Origin of the sequence: Streptomyces sp. BR123 (genome assembly GCF_013401435.1) — a bacterium.
GTDB lineage: Bacteria > Actinomycetota > Actinomycetes > Streptomycetales > Streptomycetaceae > Streptomyces.
In genome coordinates, this window is sequence record NZ_JACBGN010000161.1 from 1 (window position 1) to 16,437 (window position 16,437).

The window sequence follows — 16,437 nt, forward strand, 5'->3', positions numbered from 1 at the left end:
CCACGGGCTGCGGCTCCGCCCCGGCGTACGCCGCGGGCACGGTCTACACCGGCGGCGCGGAGGTCTCGCACAAGGGCCGCAAGTGGAAGGCCCAGTGGTGGACGCAGAACGAGGAGCCCGGCACCACCGGTGAATGGGGTGTCTGGAAGGACCTCGGCGCCTGCTGATCTCCCCCCACCCCGCGCCGAGCGACACCCCGCCCCGCACCCACCAGCCCGGGTGCGGGGCGGAGGTGTGTCACATGGTTGCGGGATTCCAGACACCGGAGCGCGTCCGCGCCGCTACGCTCGGCTACAGGCTGAATCCGGCCCTGGTTCTGCATCCGCTCTCAGGGGTGACCGTCCCATGACCCAGGCACGCGAACTCGATCCCAGCGCCTCACCGCTGGATTTCTACGGCTACGAGCTGCGCCGCTGGAGAGAGGAGGCGAAGCTGAGCCAGAACGACTTGGGCGGCATCGTCTTCTGCACGGGCGCCCTGATCGGGATGGTCGAGACGACCCGCCGGGTTCCGACCCGCGAGTTCTCGGAACGGATTGACGCGGCCCTCGGAACGGGAGGCTCATTCTCCCGCCTCGTGGGCCTGGTCCTACGAAGCCAGTTGCCTACGTGGTTCCAGGCGTACGCCGAGATGGAGGCGCGGGCTTCGTACATCTACAGCTTCCAGGCGCAGTTGGTCGACGGACTGCTCCAAACCGAGGGCTACGCGCGGGCGCTGCTCGGTGCTCGCAGTAAGAAGGGTCTGGACGCGAAGGTTGCCGCGCGGATGGATCGGCAGCGGATTCTGGACCGTGAGAACCCGCCACTGCTTTGGGTGGTTCTGAGCGAGGCCGCACTGCGCCAGCACATCGGTGGACCGGGGGTCATGCGGAACCAACTCGCGCGCCTCTTGGCACTCCAGGAGCAGGAGTGGGTGAAGTTGCAGATCCTCCCCTTCGAAGCAGGCGCCCATGCGGGGCTGATGGGTTCCTTCAACCTTCTGCGGTTCGACGATGACCCGGACGTGGTTTACACCGAGGACTTCGTGCAGGGCCATATGACGGCCAATCCGCAGGCTCTCAGGGAAGGGCACCTCCGATACGATCATCTGCGGGCTGCCGCGCTCTCCCTGGAGGCGTCGGCGGCGCTCATCGCCCGCGTGATGGAGGAGCGTTATGGACACGAAGCCGAGCCTGACGGGCGCGCTCTGGCGTAAGTCCTCGTACAGCGGCGACACCGGCGGCCAGTGCGTCGAGTGCGCCCCCCTAGGCACCGCCGCCTGGCGCAAGTCGTCGCACAGCGGCTCCACCGGCGGCGAGTGCGTGGAAGTGGCCGCCCAGCCCTGCCTCGTGGCCGTCCGGGACTCCAAGCGGCCCGACGGCCCCGCCTTCACGGTCGCCCCGGCGGCGTTCGAAGCCTTCGTCCGCAGCCTCTGAACTCGTTGCTCAACTCTGTGGTGGATCCGGCCCGCTGAACTCGTGCGGGCCGTTTCCGGCAGCCTGAAGCAGGGTCGGCCGAGGGCCGGTAAGGTGGCGATCTTCGGGGCCGTGGCTCCCGGAGTCCCAGAGGCGACTGCCCATGAACCTGCTCCCCGTGACCGCTCGGTCCGATGCCGCGATACACGACGTGTGGCGGCTTCCCGCCGCCGACGTGATGCGGGGGCGCCGAGCACTCTGGTGGACCGTCGGGCCCGCCGGGGAACTGGCGGTCCTGCTGGTCCACCGGCGACACCTTCAACGCGACCGCTACCCCAAGGGCTGGGTCGGGTGGCGGCCGGACGACCCGTTCAGCGGAGAGCTGGTCACCATCGCAGGGCAGGAGGAGCGGCGCATCCCGGTGGAGGACATCCGGATCCGGCCCAGTCACCTGGCCCTGCTCCCGGATACCCGGTTCCTGCTGGTGTCCGGCCGTACGTTCCGGGACGAGGCCGAGGGCTTCTGGGAGCCCAACGCCGTGGTGTTCTCCCCGTCAGGTTCGCCCGAAGCCGCATTCTGCATCGGCGATGACATCCCCGCCCTGGTCACCGACGCCCACGGAGGCATCTGGACGGCTTACGGCGACGAAGGCATCTACGGAGGCCACCCCGAGTCAGGGGCGGGCCTTGCGGGCTGGAACACCCAGGGCCAGGCGACCTGGGCTCCCGAGGGGCGGCTGCCCGACCACCCCCTGGAAGGTTGCACCGCCGCGACCGAGGGCGAACGGGTATGGCTCGTCTGGTACTCCGGAAGCGGCAAGGGCGGCACCTTCCTGACGCGGATCACCCCGTCCACCGGCGACGTGACCAGCTACCGCAGCCCCGTCCGGCTGCCGGACGGATTCGCAGTCCGCGGCAACCGGGCGGTACTGACGCAGCGGGACCACAACAAGCGTTCCGTCGAGCTCATACGCGCCGAGTTCACCGGCGACACCTGGGCCGTGACCAGCCGCCGCCGGTTTCGGGTGCCCGGGCGGGTCGTCATCCGCTGCGGCCAAGGCCGCGACGGCTCCCTCTGGCTCCGTACGGGCGACACCTGGCTACGTATCGAAGCCTGAGCACCACGACGGCACCTCACGAAGCGCCCTCCCGCCGTGCGGGGCCACCGGCTTCGGCGCCCGACCTCCTGGCGGAGCACCCGGCCGTCGGCTCAGCCCAGTTTCCTCTGCGTGTGGTTCCCGTTCGCGTCGTACAGGTCCACATGGTCGGGCCTCACCCCCGGCATCGACGCCGCTATCAGCCAGAGCCGATCGGACCGGGGTACCGCCTGGAGCTTCGGCTCGCTGGTGGAGCCGTCCTTCCAGGTGATCACCGCGCGTGTGTACTCCGGCTTGAGGCGCCCCACGGTCATCGTGTACGCCTGCGTTCCGCCATCGGGCTTCCAGGCCGTGGCGAGGCTGGACCGGAAGAACACGCCTTCCGGATCCGGCATCGCGGGCTCGGGCCGGTAGTCGATCGTCACGGACCGCCCGTCCTGACTGTTGAAGACGATCTTCGCCCAGGGCCACGGGCCTTCCGGAGACCCGTAGTAGCCGGGCGGCGGGTTCTCCGTCTGCAGATTGGGGTCCTCCGGGATCCGGGACAGGGTGAGCTGGGCGTGGAACACCTTGCCGTCGATCGTCGTGGTTCCGAGATCGACCGAGACCTCGCCGTCCTTCGACGGCTTCGGGGTCTGCGCCACCTGTGCCGCCCGGTCCTCACGGGCCACCGAAACCGCCACCCCGCCCAGCGGGACGATCACGGCCAGTGCCAACGCCCCCCTCAGGACCGCTCTGCGGGTCCGCCGCCGACGGCCGCCCCGTATCACCGCCCCCACCGGGGCGGGGCCCACCGCCGCGCCGTCGGCCGCCCGGGCGAGAAGCTCGGCCACCTCGTCTTCGACACCGGTCGTCCGCATCGTGCTTTCCTCTCCCCCGCTCATCGGTCGGCCACCGTCACCAGGGCGGGGATCGCCCGCAGCTTGGCGATCCCCTTGGCCGCATTGCTCTTGACCGCGCCGACCGAGCACCCCATCGCCTCGGCCGCCTGCGTCTCGCTCAGGTCCTCCCAGTACCGCAGCACCACCGCCTGTCGCTGCCGCAGCGGCAGCTGCGCCAGGCCCCGCATCAGCGCCGCTCGCTCGTCCGCCTGCGCCATCCGGTCGCCCTGCTCGGCACGGTCGGCGAGCTCCCGCACCGGCCCGTCCCCGCCCGGTGGTGCCAGGTCCTCTCTCAGGCGCCGCCGGAACCGCCGCGCATGCGTGTTGGTGACCACCCGCCGCACGTAGGCGTCCGGATCCTCGGCCTGACGCACCCTGCGCCAGGACGCGTAGACCTTCTCCATCGACGCCTGGACCAGGTCCTCCGCCGCGTACTGCTCGCCCGTCAGCAGATACGCCGTCCGCATCAGCCGCGGCCACCTGCTCGTCATGAAGCCCTGGAATTCTTCGTCCAGCGCCTGCTTGCGTCCCCCCATGGTCTCCACCTCCTACTCAACGGAGTCCATGAGCCTCCCGGACCGTTGCCTCCCCCGTGGAAGGACCGCCGGAAGGACCGACGGAAGGACCGACGGAAAGACCGCCGGCCCGCGTCTACCAGCGGTCGTGGCCGGCGCCGGGGCGGGTGCCGATCATCTCGGCGATGCGCTCAGGGGCCACCGCGCGCGAGTACAGCCAGCCCTGGCCCGTGTCGCAGCCGACGCGCCGCAGCCGGGCCGCCTGTCCGGCGGTCTCCACGCACTCCGCGGTGACGGTGAGGCCCAGCCGGTGCGCGAGCTGGACGAGGGCCTCGACGATGGTCTCGTCGGCCGGGTTCGGGTGGGTGCCCTCGTCGTAGCGGAAGCCGTGGACGAAGGATCCGTCCAGCTTCAGCACGGACACCGGCAGGCGGCTCAGGTAGGCGAGGTTCGAGTAGCCGGTGCCGAAGTCGTCGATGGCGATCCGCACGCCCATGTCGCTGAGGGCCTGGAGAGCCTGCAGCGGGCGGCCCGCGGAGCCCATGACCGCGGACTCGGTGAGCTCCAGCTGCAGGAGCTGCGGGGCGAGCCCGGTCTCGGCGAGGATCCCCGCGACATCGCCGACCAGGTCGGAGTCCCACACCTGGCGGACCGCGACGTTGACGGAGACGAAGACGGGCGCGTCGGTCGGGTGCTCGATCTGCCAGCGCCGGGCCTGCCGGCAGGCGGTCCGCAGGACCCAGCGGCCCAGCTGGACGATGGAGCCGTCCTCCTCGGCGATGCCGATGAACCGATTCGGCGTCAGACTGCCGAACTGCGGGTGGTTCCACCGGACCAGGGCCTCCACCCCGCGCACCGCCCCGCTCTCCAGGTCCACCAGCGGCTGGTACTCCACCGCGAACTCGCCGCGCTCCACCGCCGGCCGGAGCGTGGAGGTGAGGGCCTGACGGGTCATCCGGTGCGCGTTGCGCTCCGGGTCGAAGAGGGTCCAGCGGGCCTTGCCGTCGGCCTTGGCCCAGTACAGGGTCGTGTCCGCGGCCTGCATCAGGCCGGTCGCCGAGGTGCCGGCCGCGGGCCGCTCCACCACGCCGATCGACGCCGACACCGAAAGCCGCTGCCCGGCCAGGTCGAACGGCTCCTGGACGGCGGCCAGGGTGCTGCGCGCCAGGTCCACGAGCTGCTCGGTGCCGGTGGAGTCCTCGACCAGCAGGGCGAACTCGTCGCCGCCGAGGCGGGCCACCAGGTGACCGCCGGTGCGCCCGTACCCGGACTGGTCGGCGCACTGGGTGAGGCGGGCCGCGACGGCGGTCAGCAGCCGGTCGCCGACCCGGTGGCCGAGGGTGTCGTTGACCGCCTTGAAGCCGTCCAGGTCGAGGTAGCACAGGCCGATCCGGCCCGTGCCGCCGTGCTCGTACGAGGAGGCCTCCAGGGCGGCGGAGAGCCGCTCGAAGAACAGGGTCCGGTTGGGCAGCCGGGTCACCGGGTCGTGCATCTGGAGGTGCCGCAGCCGGGCCTGGAGGTCGCGGCGGTCGCTGATGTCGGCGACGGACAGCAGCACGTCCCGGGTGCCGGGCACGGGGCCGAGGGTGACCTCGGTCCACAGCGAATGCCCGTCCGGGTGCTTGAGCCGGCGCGTGCAGCGCAGCCGGGCCTGCCGGCCGCGCAGCACCTCCTGGTACGCCTGCCAGGTGCGGGCCTCCGCGCCGAGGTCCACCAGGTCGGCGGCACGCTGTTCGACGAGCGCGTGCGGTTCCGTGCCGAGGAGGCCGGCCAGGGCGGTGTTCGCGGCGATGACGTATCCGCTGCGGTCGACGACGGCCATGGCGAGGTGGGCTGCGTTGAAAGCGGCCCGGAAGTCGCGCATTTCGGGATCGCTGCGGGGGGACGGGGGAGGCGTGACAGGCACGGCGGGGTGACGCTCCGTAATGGCCGATCGGATGCTGTCGGCCGCCGAACCGGTTTCGTCAGAGGTTCCGCTCACCGTTGGCTCCCGCAGTGCTCGTCGTGTCCGTGCAGGAAAGTGTGCCGATCATAGAGGTAGCCGTACGGCCCTATCCAGCGGCGTCGCCGGATGGGGGGCCGTGCCTCGGTGTGCTGACGGGTTGTCGTACGCCCTCGCCTGATCGTTTCTGCGCAGTCCTGAGCGGCCTCCGACCTCTCTTGATCTCCCGTGATCGATCGTGACGTTCTGTAGCAAGAGGGTGAACCTGTGAGGTCACCGGCTTGCCGCATGCCTCACTCGTGTGGGGCACTGGAACAGGGCGCTAGTACGACAATCGCCTCAGGGTGGGAGGAGTTGGTACGAATCCACCTTGGGAGGTCGATGTGCCGCGACAGGAGACACCCGGGGGAGTGGATCGCTCCCGCATGCGCAGCACGGCGGCGGCCCTCACCTCCCTGACGGCGCTCGCGGCCATGTCGCTCGTCCCGGGCCCCGCGTCCGCCGCGGACCCCGGTGCCGGGCCGTGCGCGCTCACCCGCACGGCGGCGCACCACTCCCTCGGCCTGGACACGTGGAACGGCGCCTATCCGCAGCCCCGGCGCACCCTGGACGCGGTCATGGTCTTCCTGTCCTTCCCCGACCACCGCGCCGGCCTGACCACGCAGGAACTGGCCGCCGACTACTTCCCGGCCACCGGCGACTTCTTCGAGCGGGCCTCGTACGGCCGGTTCCGCCTGGCCGCGCACCCGCAGGCGCAGTGGATCACCATGCCCAAGCCGTCCACCGCATACGGGATACAGCGCGACTGGGCCGCCCGGGACCGGGCCGCCTACCTGCGCGACGCGGTGATCGCCGCCGACCGGGAGATCGACTTCTCGCGGTACGACATCGTGTACTTCGTCGCGGACCCGGAGGCGCCCGGCGTGGACTCGGACGCCACGAAGGTGGTCAACTTCGAGCAGCCGATCCGGGCCGACGGCACGGACCTGCGCCGCATCGTCACCGTCTTCGAGCAGCACCCGCCGGACCGCAACGTGCTGGCGCACGAGACCGGGCACGTCTTCGACCTGCCCGACCTCTACCACCGGCCCACGGACGGCAAGGGCGACTGGGACACGTACGTCGGCGACTGGGACGTCATGGGCAGCCAGTTCGGCATGTCCCCCGACCTCTTCGCCTGGCACAAGTGGAAGCTGGGCTGGCTGGATGCGTCCCAGGTGGACTGCGTGCAGTCGGGCTCCTCCCTGCACACCCTGCAGCCGGTCGGCCGCTCCCCGGAGCCGGGCGCCACGGGCGGGACCCGGCTCGCGGTGGTTCGTACGGGGCCCGGCAGCGCCGTGGCCGTCGAGGCCCGCGGCTCCTCGGGGAACGACGGGGACACCTGCACGGAGGGCGTCCTGGTCTACCGCGTGCGCAACGAGGCCCCCTCGGGCGGCGGCCCGATCGAAGTGCTGGACGGGCACCCGGACACGGAGGCCTGCTGGGACCGCTCGGTGTACCCGCCGCTGGCGGACGCGCCGCTGGAGGTGGGGGAGTCGTTCACGGTGCCGGGGGAGCGGATCAGGATCGAGGTGGCGGACCGGACCGCGACGGGCGCCTTCACCGTCAAGATCACCACGTGACCGGGAAGGTGCCGGGGCAACGAGGAAGGCCCCCCACTCGCGTGGGGGGCCTTCCTCCGTCGGTGCGCCGCCAGGGACTCGAACCCCGGACCCGCTGATTAAGAGTCAGCTGCTCTAACCAACTGAGCTAGCGGCGCTTGCTGACGAGGAAGACATTAGCAGGAGGACGGCCGGAAGGAAAAATCGATATCCGCAGCTCGGGCCGCCCGCACGTACGCCCACAGCAGCGTCTCCGGTCCGGGCAGCCAGGGGGCGCGGGTATCGGGGGCCACGAGCCAGCGCGACGGGCCCGGGCCGGCGGCCAGCGGCGGGACGCTCACAGCGTCGCCACGGCCGTGGCACAGCGGCGCCGGCAGCGGCCCGCCCCACTCCTCCCAGGTCAGCAGCGACGGGAGCCGGTGGGCGGTCCCGGTGGTGGCGAAGAGCAGCATCCTGCCGCGGTGCACGGCGACCGGCCCGCAGCCCGGCCCCTCGGACCACAGCAGGTCCAGCATGCGGCGGCCGAGGACGAGGGGGACGTTGACGACGTCGAAGGCGGCCCCGCAGGGCAGCACGGCCGGGGCGGCCGGGCGGGCCTGCCAGGCGGCGAGGGTCTGATGCGGATGAGCCGAGGCCGACGCGAGCCAGGCGGCGCCCAGCGCGGTGACGTGGGTGGCGGTGCGGGCGTCCTGGGTGGGACAGGTGGAAACGGAAGCCGTCGTCAGCGTCGTCATGCCGACCGGTCTACCGTCCGTAGCGGGCTGATTTCCAGTGGTCACCGAAAACCCGGACGCGGGCGCTGCGCGTGCGCTATGTTGCGCCCCGCATATGCCGCGGGCGGGTCCGCCCGGCCTGTTCCGACTGCCCGGCCTGTTCCGACTGCCCGTCCCGTTCCGGGTGTCCGCCCGTTCCGGGGTGTCCGGCCGCTCTCAGGCCGTCTCCCGGCCGCCGGTGCGCTGGAGGGTCTCCCCGAACTCGATCATCTTGCGGGCGTAGTCCTCGGTCCACTCCGCCTCGGCCGCGATCACCGCCGGGTCCAGCCGGTCGAACCGCCGCGGATCGGCGAGCTGCGCCGCCGCCACCGCCTGGAACTCCATGGCGCGCTCCGTCGCCGCCCGGAAGGCGAGCGTCAGCTCGGTGGCCCGGGCCAGCAGCTCCCGCGGGTCCTCGATCGACTCCAGGTCGAAGAAGTGCTCCGGGTCCGCGGCGGCCTCCGAGGGCTCGAAGAGCAGGGGTGCGGGTCGCAGCTTCCGCTCGGTCCGCTCGGGCTCTGCCATGCGTGTCCTCCTGCTGGCCTGCTGGGCGTACGGGACCGGTTCTTCCCGGGCCACCCTCCATTGTCCAACGCCGCGCAAGGGTGCCGTCCTCAGACCGCGGCAGGCTGGCGCCGCAGCGCTGCTACTTCGTCGAGGACGCCGACCGGCGCCCGGGCTGCACCGACCGGCGCCCGGGCTGCACCGGCCGGCGCCCGGAAGGCGCCGGACCCGTCGACGAGCTCGTGGATCCCGGGGGTCGCGAGCGTCCGCTGCGCCGGGAGCATGCCGACGCGGGCGAGCACGGGGCGCAGCATCTCGGCCGCCGGCGCGCCGCCGCGGGCTCCGGCGCTGTAGCTGACCAGGCCGGCCGGCTTGCCCGCATGGAACAGCGCGGCATCGTCCGCCGCGAGGAGGTCGTCGGCGACGGGCGCGGCGCCGAGGCCGTCCTCACCCCGCTCGGCGTGGACACGATCACGACCGCGGCCCCGCTCCACGTCGAGTCCCTACGACGCCACCTCATCGACGCCCTGACCCCGGAGCAGCTGCGCACCTTCGCCGAAGACCGGCGAGCTGCTCCGGGAACGGATGGGCGTCACCCGCAAGCCCCGCACCCCCGCTGAGCCGCGCCCGCCGGGCCGGGTCAGGGGCGCCGGCCCGGGGCCGCCGGCTCACGGCCGCCAGGACACCCGGTGCTCCGCCAGGTGTGCCAGCACCGCGTGGTTGGCCTCCCAGCCGTCGGGGAACTTCGCCATGACGCCCAGCTGCACCGGTTCCGCCGACGGATGGTCGTCCAGCAGCTCCGCTATCCCCGCCCGCGCCACCACCACACAGGCGTGCCGGTGCCGCGAGGCCAGCACGCACAGCCGGCCCGTCTCCAGATGGAACGCGGTCGCGTCCGGCCGGCCCGAGAGCGGGTGCAGCACGACCGTCAGGTCGTACTCCCGGCCCTGCAGCCGGTTCGCGGTGTCCACGGTCACCCCGGACACCCCGAGCGAGGCCAGCGCCGCGCGGACCGCGGCCGCCTGGTCCCGGTGCGCGGTGCCCACGGCGATCCGGTCGGCCGTCAGCGGGACCGGCCCCGGCGCCTGCTCGTCCGAGGTCACCGCCCCGCGGTCCAGGGCCCGCCGGACCACCAGGGCCACGGCCCGGACCGCCTCCGGGTCGGTGCGCGGGGTGTGCCGGGCGGGCAGCTCCAGCAGGCCCCAGCCGGCCTCCGCGGCCTCGTCCAGCACCCGGTCCGGACCCGAACCGTCCGAGGGGACCCCGTACGCGAGCCGCCGCTCGCCGGGGCCGGTCCCGCTGCGGAACCGCGTGTACGGGTAGAAGGCGCGCGAGACCAGCGGCGCGGCCGTCGCAGGGAGCCGCCAGGACACGGGCAGCCGGTGCTGCGGCAGCTGCGGGTTGTGCGCCAGCAGGGTGGTCACCGCCGAGGCCGAGGGATCGTAGGACAGGCCCGCCCACTGCTCGGCGCCGACCACGCTGAACGGGTCCAGCTGCCCCGGGTCGCCCACGAACAGGGCCCGCTCGAACAGCCCGCCCACCGCCAGCAGCGCATCCGAGCGCATCTGGTACGCCTCGTCGACGATGGCGTGCTGCCACGGCTCGGCGTCCTTGACGTACGCCCACTTCGCGGCCGTGGAGATGGTGATCGGCAGCTCGGCCAGGTCGGCGGGTTTCGCCGACAGGGTCACCGACGCCAGCTCGCGCAGCGCCGGATCGTAGGCATCGGCGTCGCTGCTGTGCAGCCGACCGACCCTCAGCTCCGGATCCTTGTCGGCGAGGCGCAGCACCAGGTCGTCGACCTGCGCGTTCGTCTGTGCCACCACCATGAGCCGACGGCCTGCCGCGGCCAGCTCGCGGGCGGCGCGCACCACGAGCGTGGACTTGCCGGCCCCCGGCGGGGAGTCGACGACGACACCCCGCTCGGGGCCGTGCAGCGTGTCGTGCAGGATCGCGGCGGTGGCCTCGGCGGCCGCCGCACCCGGGTCGAAGGCGGCTGCGGAAGCGCGCCGGGTCGCGGTCACAGGAGGTCCTCGTCGGTCACGGCGTCGGGCAGCCAGGCTTCGGCGGTCGCGGATCCGGGCGGCCCGCCGTGCGTCCAGGGGGTCTTGTCCGGCTCGGGCAGCTTCGGGCCGCCGCGCGCATCGTGCTCGAACAGCGTCCAGCACACCCGCTCGCCCTTCTCCGGCACCGAGCCCGGCTCCGGCTCCCGGCCGCGGCCCATCTTGTCCAGCAGCCGCAGCACCACGCTGCCGTCGGCCTCGTGGCGGACGAACTGCGCGCTCTGCGGGCGGCCCTCCAGGGAGCGGAACACCTTCGGGCCGCTCCCGGAGCCCTCGGCGAGCTGCGGCCGGTCCTCGGTGGCCACGGTCACCAGCGGGCGCGGGCTGGGCCGCTTCGACTCCGTCCACTCCATGACGACCTCGGTGACCTCGCCCGCGAACGCCTCCCCCGCGAGCCGCCGCCCCGCCATCACCAGCGGGTCGTCCAGCGCCTCCTGGGCGTCGAGCCGCACCTGCTCGGTCTCCCGGGTGGCCAGCTTCTGGGCCGCCGTGACCGCGTCGTCGCGTCGCGGCTGCGGCGGCTCGCCCGCCCGGACCCGGTCGCGGTGGCCCGTGTACGACCAGCGGTCGCGGACCCAGCGCTCCTCGGCCCGCTCGGCCTCCGGCAGCCCGCGCACCAGCTCCAGGGCCTGCCACACCGCCCGCCAGGTCGGCCGCATCTGCTCCGCGACCAGCTCCCGCACGGCCTCCTCGGCGCGGGCCACCCCGGCGGGCCGGCCCGCGGCGCGGGCGGCGTCGTACCGGGCCATCGCCGGGGCCAGCAGCTTGTTGTCGAAGGCCGGGTCGGTGGCCGGCCCGGCGGGCGGCACCAGCAGCTGCCCGTCCCGGTCGCGGCCCTGCTCGGCGCGCAGGGCCGCGGCGGCGCCGGACACGCCGTCCGGCGGGGCTATCCAGGCCAGCAGCGCGCCCAGGTGCTGGTCCTCCAGGTTGCTCTGGCCGGTCGCCCAGTGCCGGGCCAGCAGCTCTGTCGCCGACAGCAGCATCGAGGAGCCGGGGACACGGGCGCGTTCGCCCAGATGGGTGAACCAGCGGCCCAGCAGCGGCACCCGGGCGGGCGCCGGATACGGGTTCTCCGGGTCCTCCTCGGCGGTCCGCCGGAAGCGCATCGACCGGCCCAGCAGCCGGACGTGGTCGATGCCCGCCCGGCTCGGCACCACCAGCTGCGGCGCGTCCAGGCAGAGCTCGGCCGACACCTTGGCGCGGGCGCCGGTCTCCGGATCGGTCTCGGTGCGCTCCACGAGCTCGACCTCGTCCGCGTACGCCTCCACGTACGGCAGCACCTCATCCGCCAGCCGGGCGAGGAACGCCCAGCGCAGATCGCGGTCGCGCGGCTGCGGCACCACCAGCAGGCGCGGCTCGTCCGGGTCGGTGCCGACGAGCGCGCCGAGCGGGGCGCCCGTCTCACCCGCGGTCGTCAGCGGGACGAAGACCAGCGGGCGCTCGTGCACATGCCGGTGCCGTACGGTCGCCAGCGCCTGGGCCCGGCCCGAGCGCACGGCCTGCAACCGGGCGAGGGTGTCCATCAGCGGCATGCGGCCTCCCGGAGTGCCTCGGTGCGCAGGCGGGCCGCGTGCTCCAGCGCTGCGGCGGTCGGATCGTCGGGAGCGCCCCCGCCGGCGGCGGCCGCGAGGGCCTCCTCGACGGTGGTGTACGCACCGAGCTCACTGCGGACGCCGCGGCCGAGCGCGGTCGCCTCCCCGGCGGCGCGGGCCCGCTCCCGGCAGTGGAAGGCCAGCTCGCAGGCGGCCAGGCACTCGGGGGCGTAGGCGGCGGAGACCGAGGCGACCGCCTCGGTCAGCTCCTCGGCGGGCCGGGCGGGGTCGAAGGTGATCCCCTCGGGCAGGGCCGCGGCCAGCTCGTCGACGCGGGTCAGCCGGTCCAGCTGGCGCAGGGTCACGGAGCGCTCGCGGCGGACGTCGACGGGCGCGGCGGCGGGCAGGTTGGAGAAGTCCTTCGGGCAGACGAGCAGCACGCGGTGCCCGACGGAGGCGGAGGGCAGCTTCTCGGCTGTCTTCTCCAGCGCGAGGACGTACACGGCGGCCTGCCGGGCGGCGGCGCCCACCTTCGCCGGGTCGGCGGCGCCGTCGACCAGAGGGAACGATTTGATCTCCACCACGGTCCAGCGTCCGTCGGGATCCACCACGACGGCGTCCGGCTCCAGGTAGGCGGGCGTGCCGGCCACCTCCAGGGCCAGCATCGGGTGGTCCAGCAGGGTCCACCCGCCGGCGGCGGTGGCCTCCCGCAGGGCGAGCGCGGTGCGCGCGGCGCGGCCCTCGGGGCCGGCGGCGGTGAGGTCGGGGACACGGGCGCCGCTGCCGGGAGGCTCGGCCCCGCCGCCCAGGTGCCGGTGGACGAGCCGCAGCAGCTCGGCCCCGCCGTCCGCCTTGACCTTGGCCTCGAAGGAGTTGCCCCGGATGATCGCGAACTGCGACTGGCCGAAGGCGGCGGGCGAGCCGAGCGCTGCGGCGAGCGCGGTCTTGTCCACACCGGCCCCGTCGAGCAGTGCGCGTCTGCCGCAGCCCGGGTTGGCGGCGAGCGCCGCCAGCGAGCGGGCGTCGAGCGGGCGGGGCGGCACGGCGGGGCCGCGCAGGTCAGCGAGCCGCTGCCGCAGTGTCGTCTTCTGGGGCGGGCCGCTGTGCGGGTAGGAGCTCACGGGCGGAAGTGTCCCATCCGCCACTGACAAACGGGGTCTCACCCCGGAAACCGGCCGGTGGGGCCGCCGCCCGGCCGCTGCCGGTGCCGCCTCCCGGGCGACGCGCTGCACTGGGCCCTGGCGTCGGTGAACCCGGTGCGTACGGTCCAGGACGGCCGTTCGGGTGCGCGGGATGCCCGGTGTTCATGTGATGGATGATGGTCGGACGATCCAACCGTCCGAACCGCCACGGACCACCGCAACCGGGAGAAACCGTATGGCCCCCCGCATCCTCCTCGCCCGGCACGGCCAGACGGCGTGGTCCAGGCTCGGCAAGCACACCGGACGCACGGACGTCGCCCTGCTGGAGGAGGGCCGGCGGGGCGCGAAACTGCTCGGCGAGCGGCTCGCCCAGGACCCGTGGGGCGGCCTGCCCGGCGTGGAGGTCCGCACCAGCCCGCTCGTCCGCGCGAGCGAGAGCTGCGACCTGGCCGGCTTCGGCAGCCGCGCGGAGCCCTGGGACCTGCTGATGGAGTGGGACTACGGCGACTACGAGGGCATGACCCCGGCCGAGATCCAGGCCGTCCGGCCCGGCTGGCTGATCTGGCGCGACGGCGTCCCCGGCGGCGAGTCCGTCGCCGACGTCGCGGCCCGCGCGGACGAGGTCGTCGCCTGGGCCCGCTCGGCCGAACGCGACGTCCTCCTCTTCGCCCACGGCCACATCCTGCGCACCCTTGCCGCCCGCTGGCTCGGCTTCGACGCCTCCTTCGGGGCCCGCATCCGCCTGGAGCCGACCTCCCTGTCGGTGCTCGGCTGGGCGTACGGGGCCCCCGCGCTGGAGCGCTGGAACGACACGGGGCACCTGGAGGCGTAGCCCGCGCGCGCCCCTGCCCGCTCCCGCCGCGGCAGGTCTCGGCTCGGGCCGGGGCGGCCGTGGCGGCCGTGGTGAAGGCGCCCGTGGAGAAGTCGGCCGTGGTCCGGCCGCGCCCCGAAGACGCGGGGAACTGCGCGACCGGCCGGGGCGGGCCCGCAGGCGACCGCCGGCCCTCACGGCACCTCCCGCGGAGCGCTTGGGCTCAGGCCTCGGCGTGCCGGGCCAGGAAGTCCCCCACGCGGGGGCTGCGCTGGTGCGGGACGAGGGTGCGGGCCGTCGCCGAGAGCATGGACCGGATCCGCGTCGACTGGACGTCCTCCAGCAGGTCCAGGACCCGGCCGCCCGCCCAGGCGGCCTCGTCCGGGGCCCCGGCGCGGGACAGGTTGTCGGCCAGTTCGGCCGTGTAGAGGGCCATGTTCCGCGCGAAGTGCGGGTCCTGGAGGTCCGCGGCACGCCGGGCGTGCCGGGCCGCCCGGGCGTGCTCCCCGAGCGCCGCCCAGCAGCGCGACTCCAGTGACTCCAGCTCGGCCTCGCCGAAGAAGGACATCCACTCCGGGTCCGCGTCCGCCGGGCCGCGGGCGAACTCCGTGTGCGCCCGGACCAGCGCCTCCTCGCAGGCCCTGCGGTCGGCCAGGCCCGCCCAGCCGCCCGCCTCGCGCAGCGCGAGCAGCGCCAGCAGCCGCTGGGAGCCGAGGGAGCGGGCGGCCCGGCGGCCCGCCTGCGCGGCCCGTACCGACTCGCGGGGCCGACCGCAGTCCCGGGCCAGGAAGGCCATGTTGCTGAAGGCGTGCGCCTCCAGCCCGGCGTCCCCCGAGACCCGGGCCGTCGCCAGGGCCTCCGCGTAGTGCGAGCGGGCGTCGTCGAGCCGCCCGGAGTCGTGGGCCAGCCAGCCGACCGAGACGGCCAGCTCGCCGGCGCCCGCGTTCAGCCGGTCCTCGGTGGACTGCCGGGTCGCCCCCGCGTCCAGCAGCGCGTAGGCGGCCCGCAGCGGTGCGGCCGCCCTGCGGTAGAGCGCGTCCGCGCCGTGCCGGTCGTCCAGCAGCCGGATCTGGCGTACGGCGTCCTCGACCGCGGCGGCCTCGGCCTCGCCGGCGCGGGAAGGCGCCCGGCGGGTGTCGCCGAGCACGGTGAGGCCGAACGTTGCGGCCGCCACGGTGGCGGAACCGCCCGCCATGAACGCGCGACGCTGCACGTCGCTCTCCTTGTGGGTGTCGGGGGTGCGCTGCGCCCAGCGGCCGCGGACCGCGTCGCGCGGGGAAAAGCCCAGGTCGGTCAGCGTCCGGCCGGGGAACATGTGCAGGAAGACCCGCTCGTAGGCGTAGTTGGGGCAGCGGATCTCCCCGGCTTCGACGCGGCCGATGTAGCGGGCGTCGCAGGAAACCGTTTCTCCGATCTCCCGTGCGGAGCGGCGGACCGAGGCCGCGAACTCGGCCGGGGAGAGCTGTCCGCGCAGCCGCCGGAAGGTGTGGTTGGGTGAGGGCGGGAACGCCGTCATGGACGTGGCCTCTCTGGCAAGGAACGCACTGCCGGTGCTGCGGGTGCTGCGGTGTGGAGCTGCTACCGGCGCGCCCGAACGTACCGCCGGGGGCAGCCTGTTGATGCACTGTTTGCGTACAAAACGGATATCTCACCCGCGATCTGCCATGAAGTGCCATCCTTTGCAGCGTCTTGCCGCCGAACCTGTTGACGCCTGCGCGCGTTGGACCCCGTGTGGGGTGGGAGGCGACTCCCGCTCCGCCCGTAGGCGATCGATGAGGGTGGTTCCCGTGGTGGAGGCCGGCATGGAGAGCGCAGGAACGAACCCCCAGCCCCTCGGGTGTGACGCACCGGACCTGGTGACCGTGCCCGCCCGTCAGGGCCTGGAGGCCGTCGACATCATCCGCCGGGCCGCGGCGAGCCGGGCCGGCGGCGTCGGCCCCGTGCTGCACGACGACGCCGGTGCCACCCTCGGCTTCCTCGTCCCGCCCGGCACCGCCGACGCCTGGGACCTGCCCGGCAGCGCCTGTACGCACACCGACGGGCGCGGGATGCGCCTCGACGACGTCCTGCCCGCCGCCGGGGACAGCGGCTGGCTGCTCCCGCCGGAGGCCGTCGGCGCGGTCACCGACCCCGACGTGCTGCGGGCGGCGCTCGGCGAGGCGGCCCGGCTCATCGAGGCCGCCGACAACTGCCGCTGAGCCCGAG

The 16,437-nt window shown here is 73.9% G+C and carries 17 protein-coding genes, 1 tRNA gene and 2 pseudogenes; 8 read left to right on the forward strand and 12 right to left on the reverse strand.

The window, feature by feature from the left end; genetic code table 11:
• The 4 genes from HYE82_RS22835 to HYE82_RS37330 all read left to right on the forward strand — a co-directional run.
• On the forward strand, positions 1 to 167 hold a 167-nt coding region (locus tag HYE82_RS22835), incomplete at its 5' end, for a carbohydrate-binding protein (RefSeq protein ID WP_179176003.1).
• Between the two features lie 178 nt (positions 168 to 345).
• The gene (locus HYE82_RS22840) at positions 346 to 1,194 is read left to right on the forward strand and encodes a helix-turn-helix transcriptional regulator (protein ID WP_179176004.1); all 849 of its coding nucleotides are present in this window, start codon (positions 346 to 348) and stop codon (positions 1,192 to 1,194) included.
• On the forward strand, positions 1,154 to 1,414 hold the full coding sequence (locus HYE82_RS22845; RefSeq protein WP_179176005.1) for a DUF397 domain-containing protein: 261 nt from the start codon (positions 1,154 to 1,156) through the stop codon (positions 1,412 to 1,414). Before HYE82_RS22840 ends, HYE82_RS22845 begins: the two co-directional genes overlap by 41 nt.
• A 157-nt stretch (positions 1,415 to 1,571) precedes the next feature.
• Positions 1,572 to 2,510 carry a hypothetical protein gene (locus HYE82_RS37330; protein ID WP_309144416.1) on the forward strand — a complete coding sequence of 313 codons (939 nt, stop codon included), beginning with the start codon at positions 1,572 to 1,574 and terminating at the stop codon, positions 2,508 to 2,510.
• A 92-nt stretch (positions 2,511 to 2,602) separates the two neighbouring features.
• Here HYE82_RS37330 and HYE82_RS22855 read toward each other — a convergent pair whose 3' ends face one another.
• The 3 genes from HYE82_RS22855 to HYE82_RS22865 form a co-directional block, all read right to left on the reverse strand.
• A complete protein-coding gene (locus HYE82_RS22855) occupies positions 2,603 to 3,349 on the reverse strand; it encodes a hypothetical protein (RefSeq protein WP_179176006.1) in 747 nt (248 codons plus the stop codon).
• A gap of 20 nt (positions 3,350 to 3,369) precedes the next feature.
• Positions 3,370 to 3,906, reverse strand: coding sequence for a SigE family RNA polymerase sigma factor (locus HYE82_RS22860; RefSeq protein ID WP_179176007.1), 537 nt, complete (start codon positions 3,904 to 3,906; stop codon positions 3,370 to 3,372).
• A gap of 115 nt (positions 3,907 to 4,021) precedes the next feature.
• Positions 4,022 to 5,749 (reverse strand): bifunctional diguanylate cyclase/phosphodiesterase, encoded by a 1,728-nt coding sequence (locus HYE82_RS22865; RefSeq protein ID WP_256987565.1) that lies wholly within the window; start codon positions 5,747 to 5,749, stop codon positions 4,022 to 4,024.
• 461 nt (positions 5,750 to 6,210) lie between these two features.
• Here HYE82_RS22865 and HYE82_RS22870 point away from each other — a divergent pair, with 461 nt between their 5' ends.
• Positions 6,211 to 7,449, forward strand: coding sequence for a M6 family metalloprotease domain-containing protein (locus HYE82_RS22870; protein WP_179176009.1), 1,239 nt, complete (start codon positions 6,211 to 6,213; stop codon positions 7,447 to 7,449).
• Between the two features lie 63 nt (positions 7,450 to 7,512).
• On the opposite strand, the gene HYE82_RS22875 is transcribed toward HYE82_RS22870, so the two are convergent.
• The 5 genes and pseudogenes from HYE82_RS22875 to HYE82_RS39575 all read right to left on the reverse strand — a co-directional run.
• A tRNA-Lys gene (locus HYE82_RS22875) sits at positions 7,513 to 7,586 on the reverse strand.
• Positions 7,577 to 8,162, reverse strand: a pseudogene (locus HYE82_RS22880) (hypothetical protein). The gene HYE82_RS22875 and the pseudogene HYE82_RS22880 overlap by 10 nt, the downstream one beginning before the upstream one ends.
• A gap of 195 nt (positions 8,163 to 8,357) precedes the next feature.
• A complete protein-coding gene (locus HYE82_RS22885) occupies positions 8,358 to 8,705 on the reverse strand; it encodes a hypothetical protein (protein ID WP_179176010.1) in 348 nt (115 codons plus the stop codon).
• Positions 8,706 to 8,794: 89 nt separating this feature from the next.
• On the reverse strand, positions 8,795 to 8,986 hold the full coding sequence (locus HYE82_RS22890) for a hypothetical protein (RefSeq protein ID WP_256987566.1): 192 nt from the start codon (positions 8,984 to 8,986) through the stop codon (positions 8,795 to 8,797).
• A gap of 9 nt (positions 8,987 to 8,995) precedes the next feature.
• Positions 8,996 to 9,073, reverse strand: a pseudogene (locus HYE82_RS39575) (hypothetical protein); the annotation flags it as partial.
• On the opposite strand from HYE82_RS39575, the gene HYE82_RS22895 reads away from it, so the two are divergent.
• Positions 9,065 to 9,304, forward strand: a complete 240-nt coding sequence (locus HYE82_RS22895; protein WP_179176002.1) for a hypothetical protein — start codon at positions 9,065 to 9,067, stop codon at positions 9,302 to 9,304. The pseudogene HYE82_RS39575 and the gene HYE82_RS22895 sit on opposite strands and share 9 nt — an antisense overlap.
• A gap of 48 nt (positions 9,305 to 9,352) precedes the next feature.
• Here the strand turns inward: HYE82_RS22895 and HYE82_RS22900 are convergent, their stop codons facing one another.
• Genes HYE82_RS22900 through HYE82_RS22910 form a run of 3 tightly spaced genes read right to left on the reverse strand, consistent with a single transcriptional unit; the run spans position 9,353 to position 13,400 of the window.
• Positions 9,353 to 10,708 carry an AAA domain-containing protein gene (locus HYE82_RS22900; RefSeq protein ID WP_179176012.1) on the reverse strand — a complete coding sequence of 452 codons (1,356 nt, stop codon included), beginning with the start codon at positions 10,706 to 10,708 and terminating at the stop codon, positions 9,353 to 9,355.
• Positions 10,705 to 12,279 carry a hypothetical protein gene (locus tag HYE82_RS22905; protein WP_179176013.1) on the reverse strand — a complete coding sequence of 525 codons (1,575 nt, stop codon included), beginning with the start codon at positions 12,277 to 12,279 and terminating at the stop codon, positions 10,705 to 10,707. The genes HYE82_RS22900 and HYE82_RS22905 overlap by 4 nt, the downstream gene beginning before the upstream one ends.
• Entirely contained in the window at positions 12,270 to 13,400 is a 1,131-nt protein-coding gene (locus HYE82_RS22910) for a hypothetical protein (RefSeq protein ID WP_179176014.1), read from the reverse strand. The genes HYE82_RS22905 and HYE82_RS22910 overlap by 10 nt, the downstream gene beginning before the upstream one ends.
• Before the next feature lie 256 nt (positions 13,401 to 13,656).
• On the opposite strand from HYE82_RS22910, the gene HYE82_RS22915 reads away from it, so the two are divergent.
• Positions 13,657 to 14,253 carry a histidine phosphatase family protein gene (locus HYE82_RS22915; RefSeq protein WP_179176015.1) on the forward strand — a complete coding sequence of 199 codons (597 nt, stop codon included), beginning with the start codon at positions 13,657 to 13,659 and terminating at the stop codon, positions 14,251 to 14,253.
• Between the two features lie 202 nt (positions 14,254 to 14,455).
• Here the strand turns inward: HYE82_RS22915 and HYE82_RS22920 are convergent, their stop codons facing one another.
• The gene (locus HYE82_RS22920) at positions 14,456 to 15,748 is read right to left on the reverse strand and encodes a tetratricopeptide repeat protein (RefSeq protein WP_179176016.1); all 1,293 of its coding nucleotides are present in this window, start codon (positions 15,746 to 15,748) and stop codon (positions 14,456 to 14,458) included.
• A 286-nt stretch (positions 15,749 to 16,034) separates the two neighbouring features.
• Here HYE82_RS22920 and HYE82_RS22925 point away from each other — a divergent pair, with 286 nt between their 5' ends.
• Positions 16,035 to 16,430, forward strand: coding sequence for a hypothetical protein (locus HYE82_RS22925; protein ID WP_179176017.1), 396 nt, complete (start codon positions 16,035 to 16,037; stop codon positions 16,428 to 16,430).
• The last annotated feature ends 7 nt before the right edge of the window (positions 16,431 to 16,437 follow it).

Bases quoted from the DNA above. Each gene is read 5' to 3' on its own strand.
- HYE82_RS22840 (WP_179176004.1), top strand. From the start codon at position 346: ATGACCCAGGCACGCGAACTCGATCCCAGCGCCTCACCGCTGGATTTC.
- HYE82_RS22845 (WP_179176005.1), top strand. From the start codon at position 1,154: ATGGACACGAAGCCGAGCCTGACGGGCGCGCTCTGGCGTAAGTCCTCG.
- HYE82_RS22855 (WP_179176006.1), bottom strand. From the start codon at position 3,349: ATGCGGACGACCGGTGTCGAAGACGAGGTGGCCGAGCTTCTCGCCCGG.
- HYE82_RS22860 (WP_179176007.1), bottom strand. From the start codon at position 3,906: ATGGGGGGACGCAAGCAGGCGCTGGACGAAGAATTCCAGGGCTTCATG.
- HYE82_RS22865 (WP_256987565.1), bottom strand. From the start codon at position 5,749: ATGCGCGACTTCCGGGCCGCTTTCAACGCAGCCCACCTCGCCATGGCC.
- HYE82_RS22885 (WP_179176010.1), bottom strand. From the start codon at position 8,705: ATGGCAGAGCCCGAGCGGACCGAGCGGAAGCTGCGACCCGCACCCCTG.
- HYE82_RS22895 (WP_179176002.1), top strand. From the start codon at position 9,065: ATGGAACAGCGCGGCATCGTCCGCCGCGAGGAGGTCGTCGGCGACGGG.
- HYE82_RS22905 (WP_179176013.1), bottom strand. From the start codon at position 12,279: ATGCCGCTGATGGACACCCTCGCCCGGTTGCAGGCCGTGCGCTCGGGC.
- HYE82_RS22915 (WP_179176015.1), top strand. From the start codon at position 13,657: ATGGCCCCCCGCATCCTCCTCGCCCGGCACGGCCAGACGGCGTGGTCC.
- HYE82_RS22920 (WP_179176016.1), bottom strand. From the start codon at position 15,748: ATGACGGCGTTCCCGCCCTCACCCAACCACACCTTCCGGCGGCTGCGC.
- HYE82_RS22925 (WP_179176017.1), top strand. From the start codon at position 16,035: ATGGAGAGCGCAGGAACGAACCCCCAGCCCCTCGGGTGTGACGCACCG.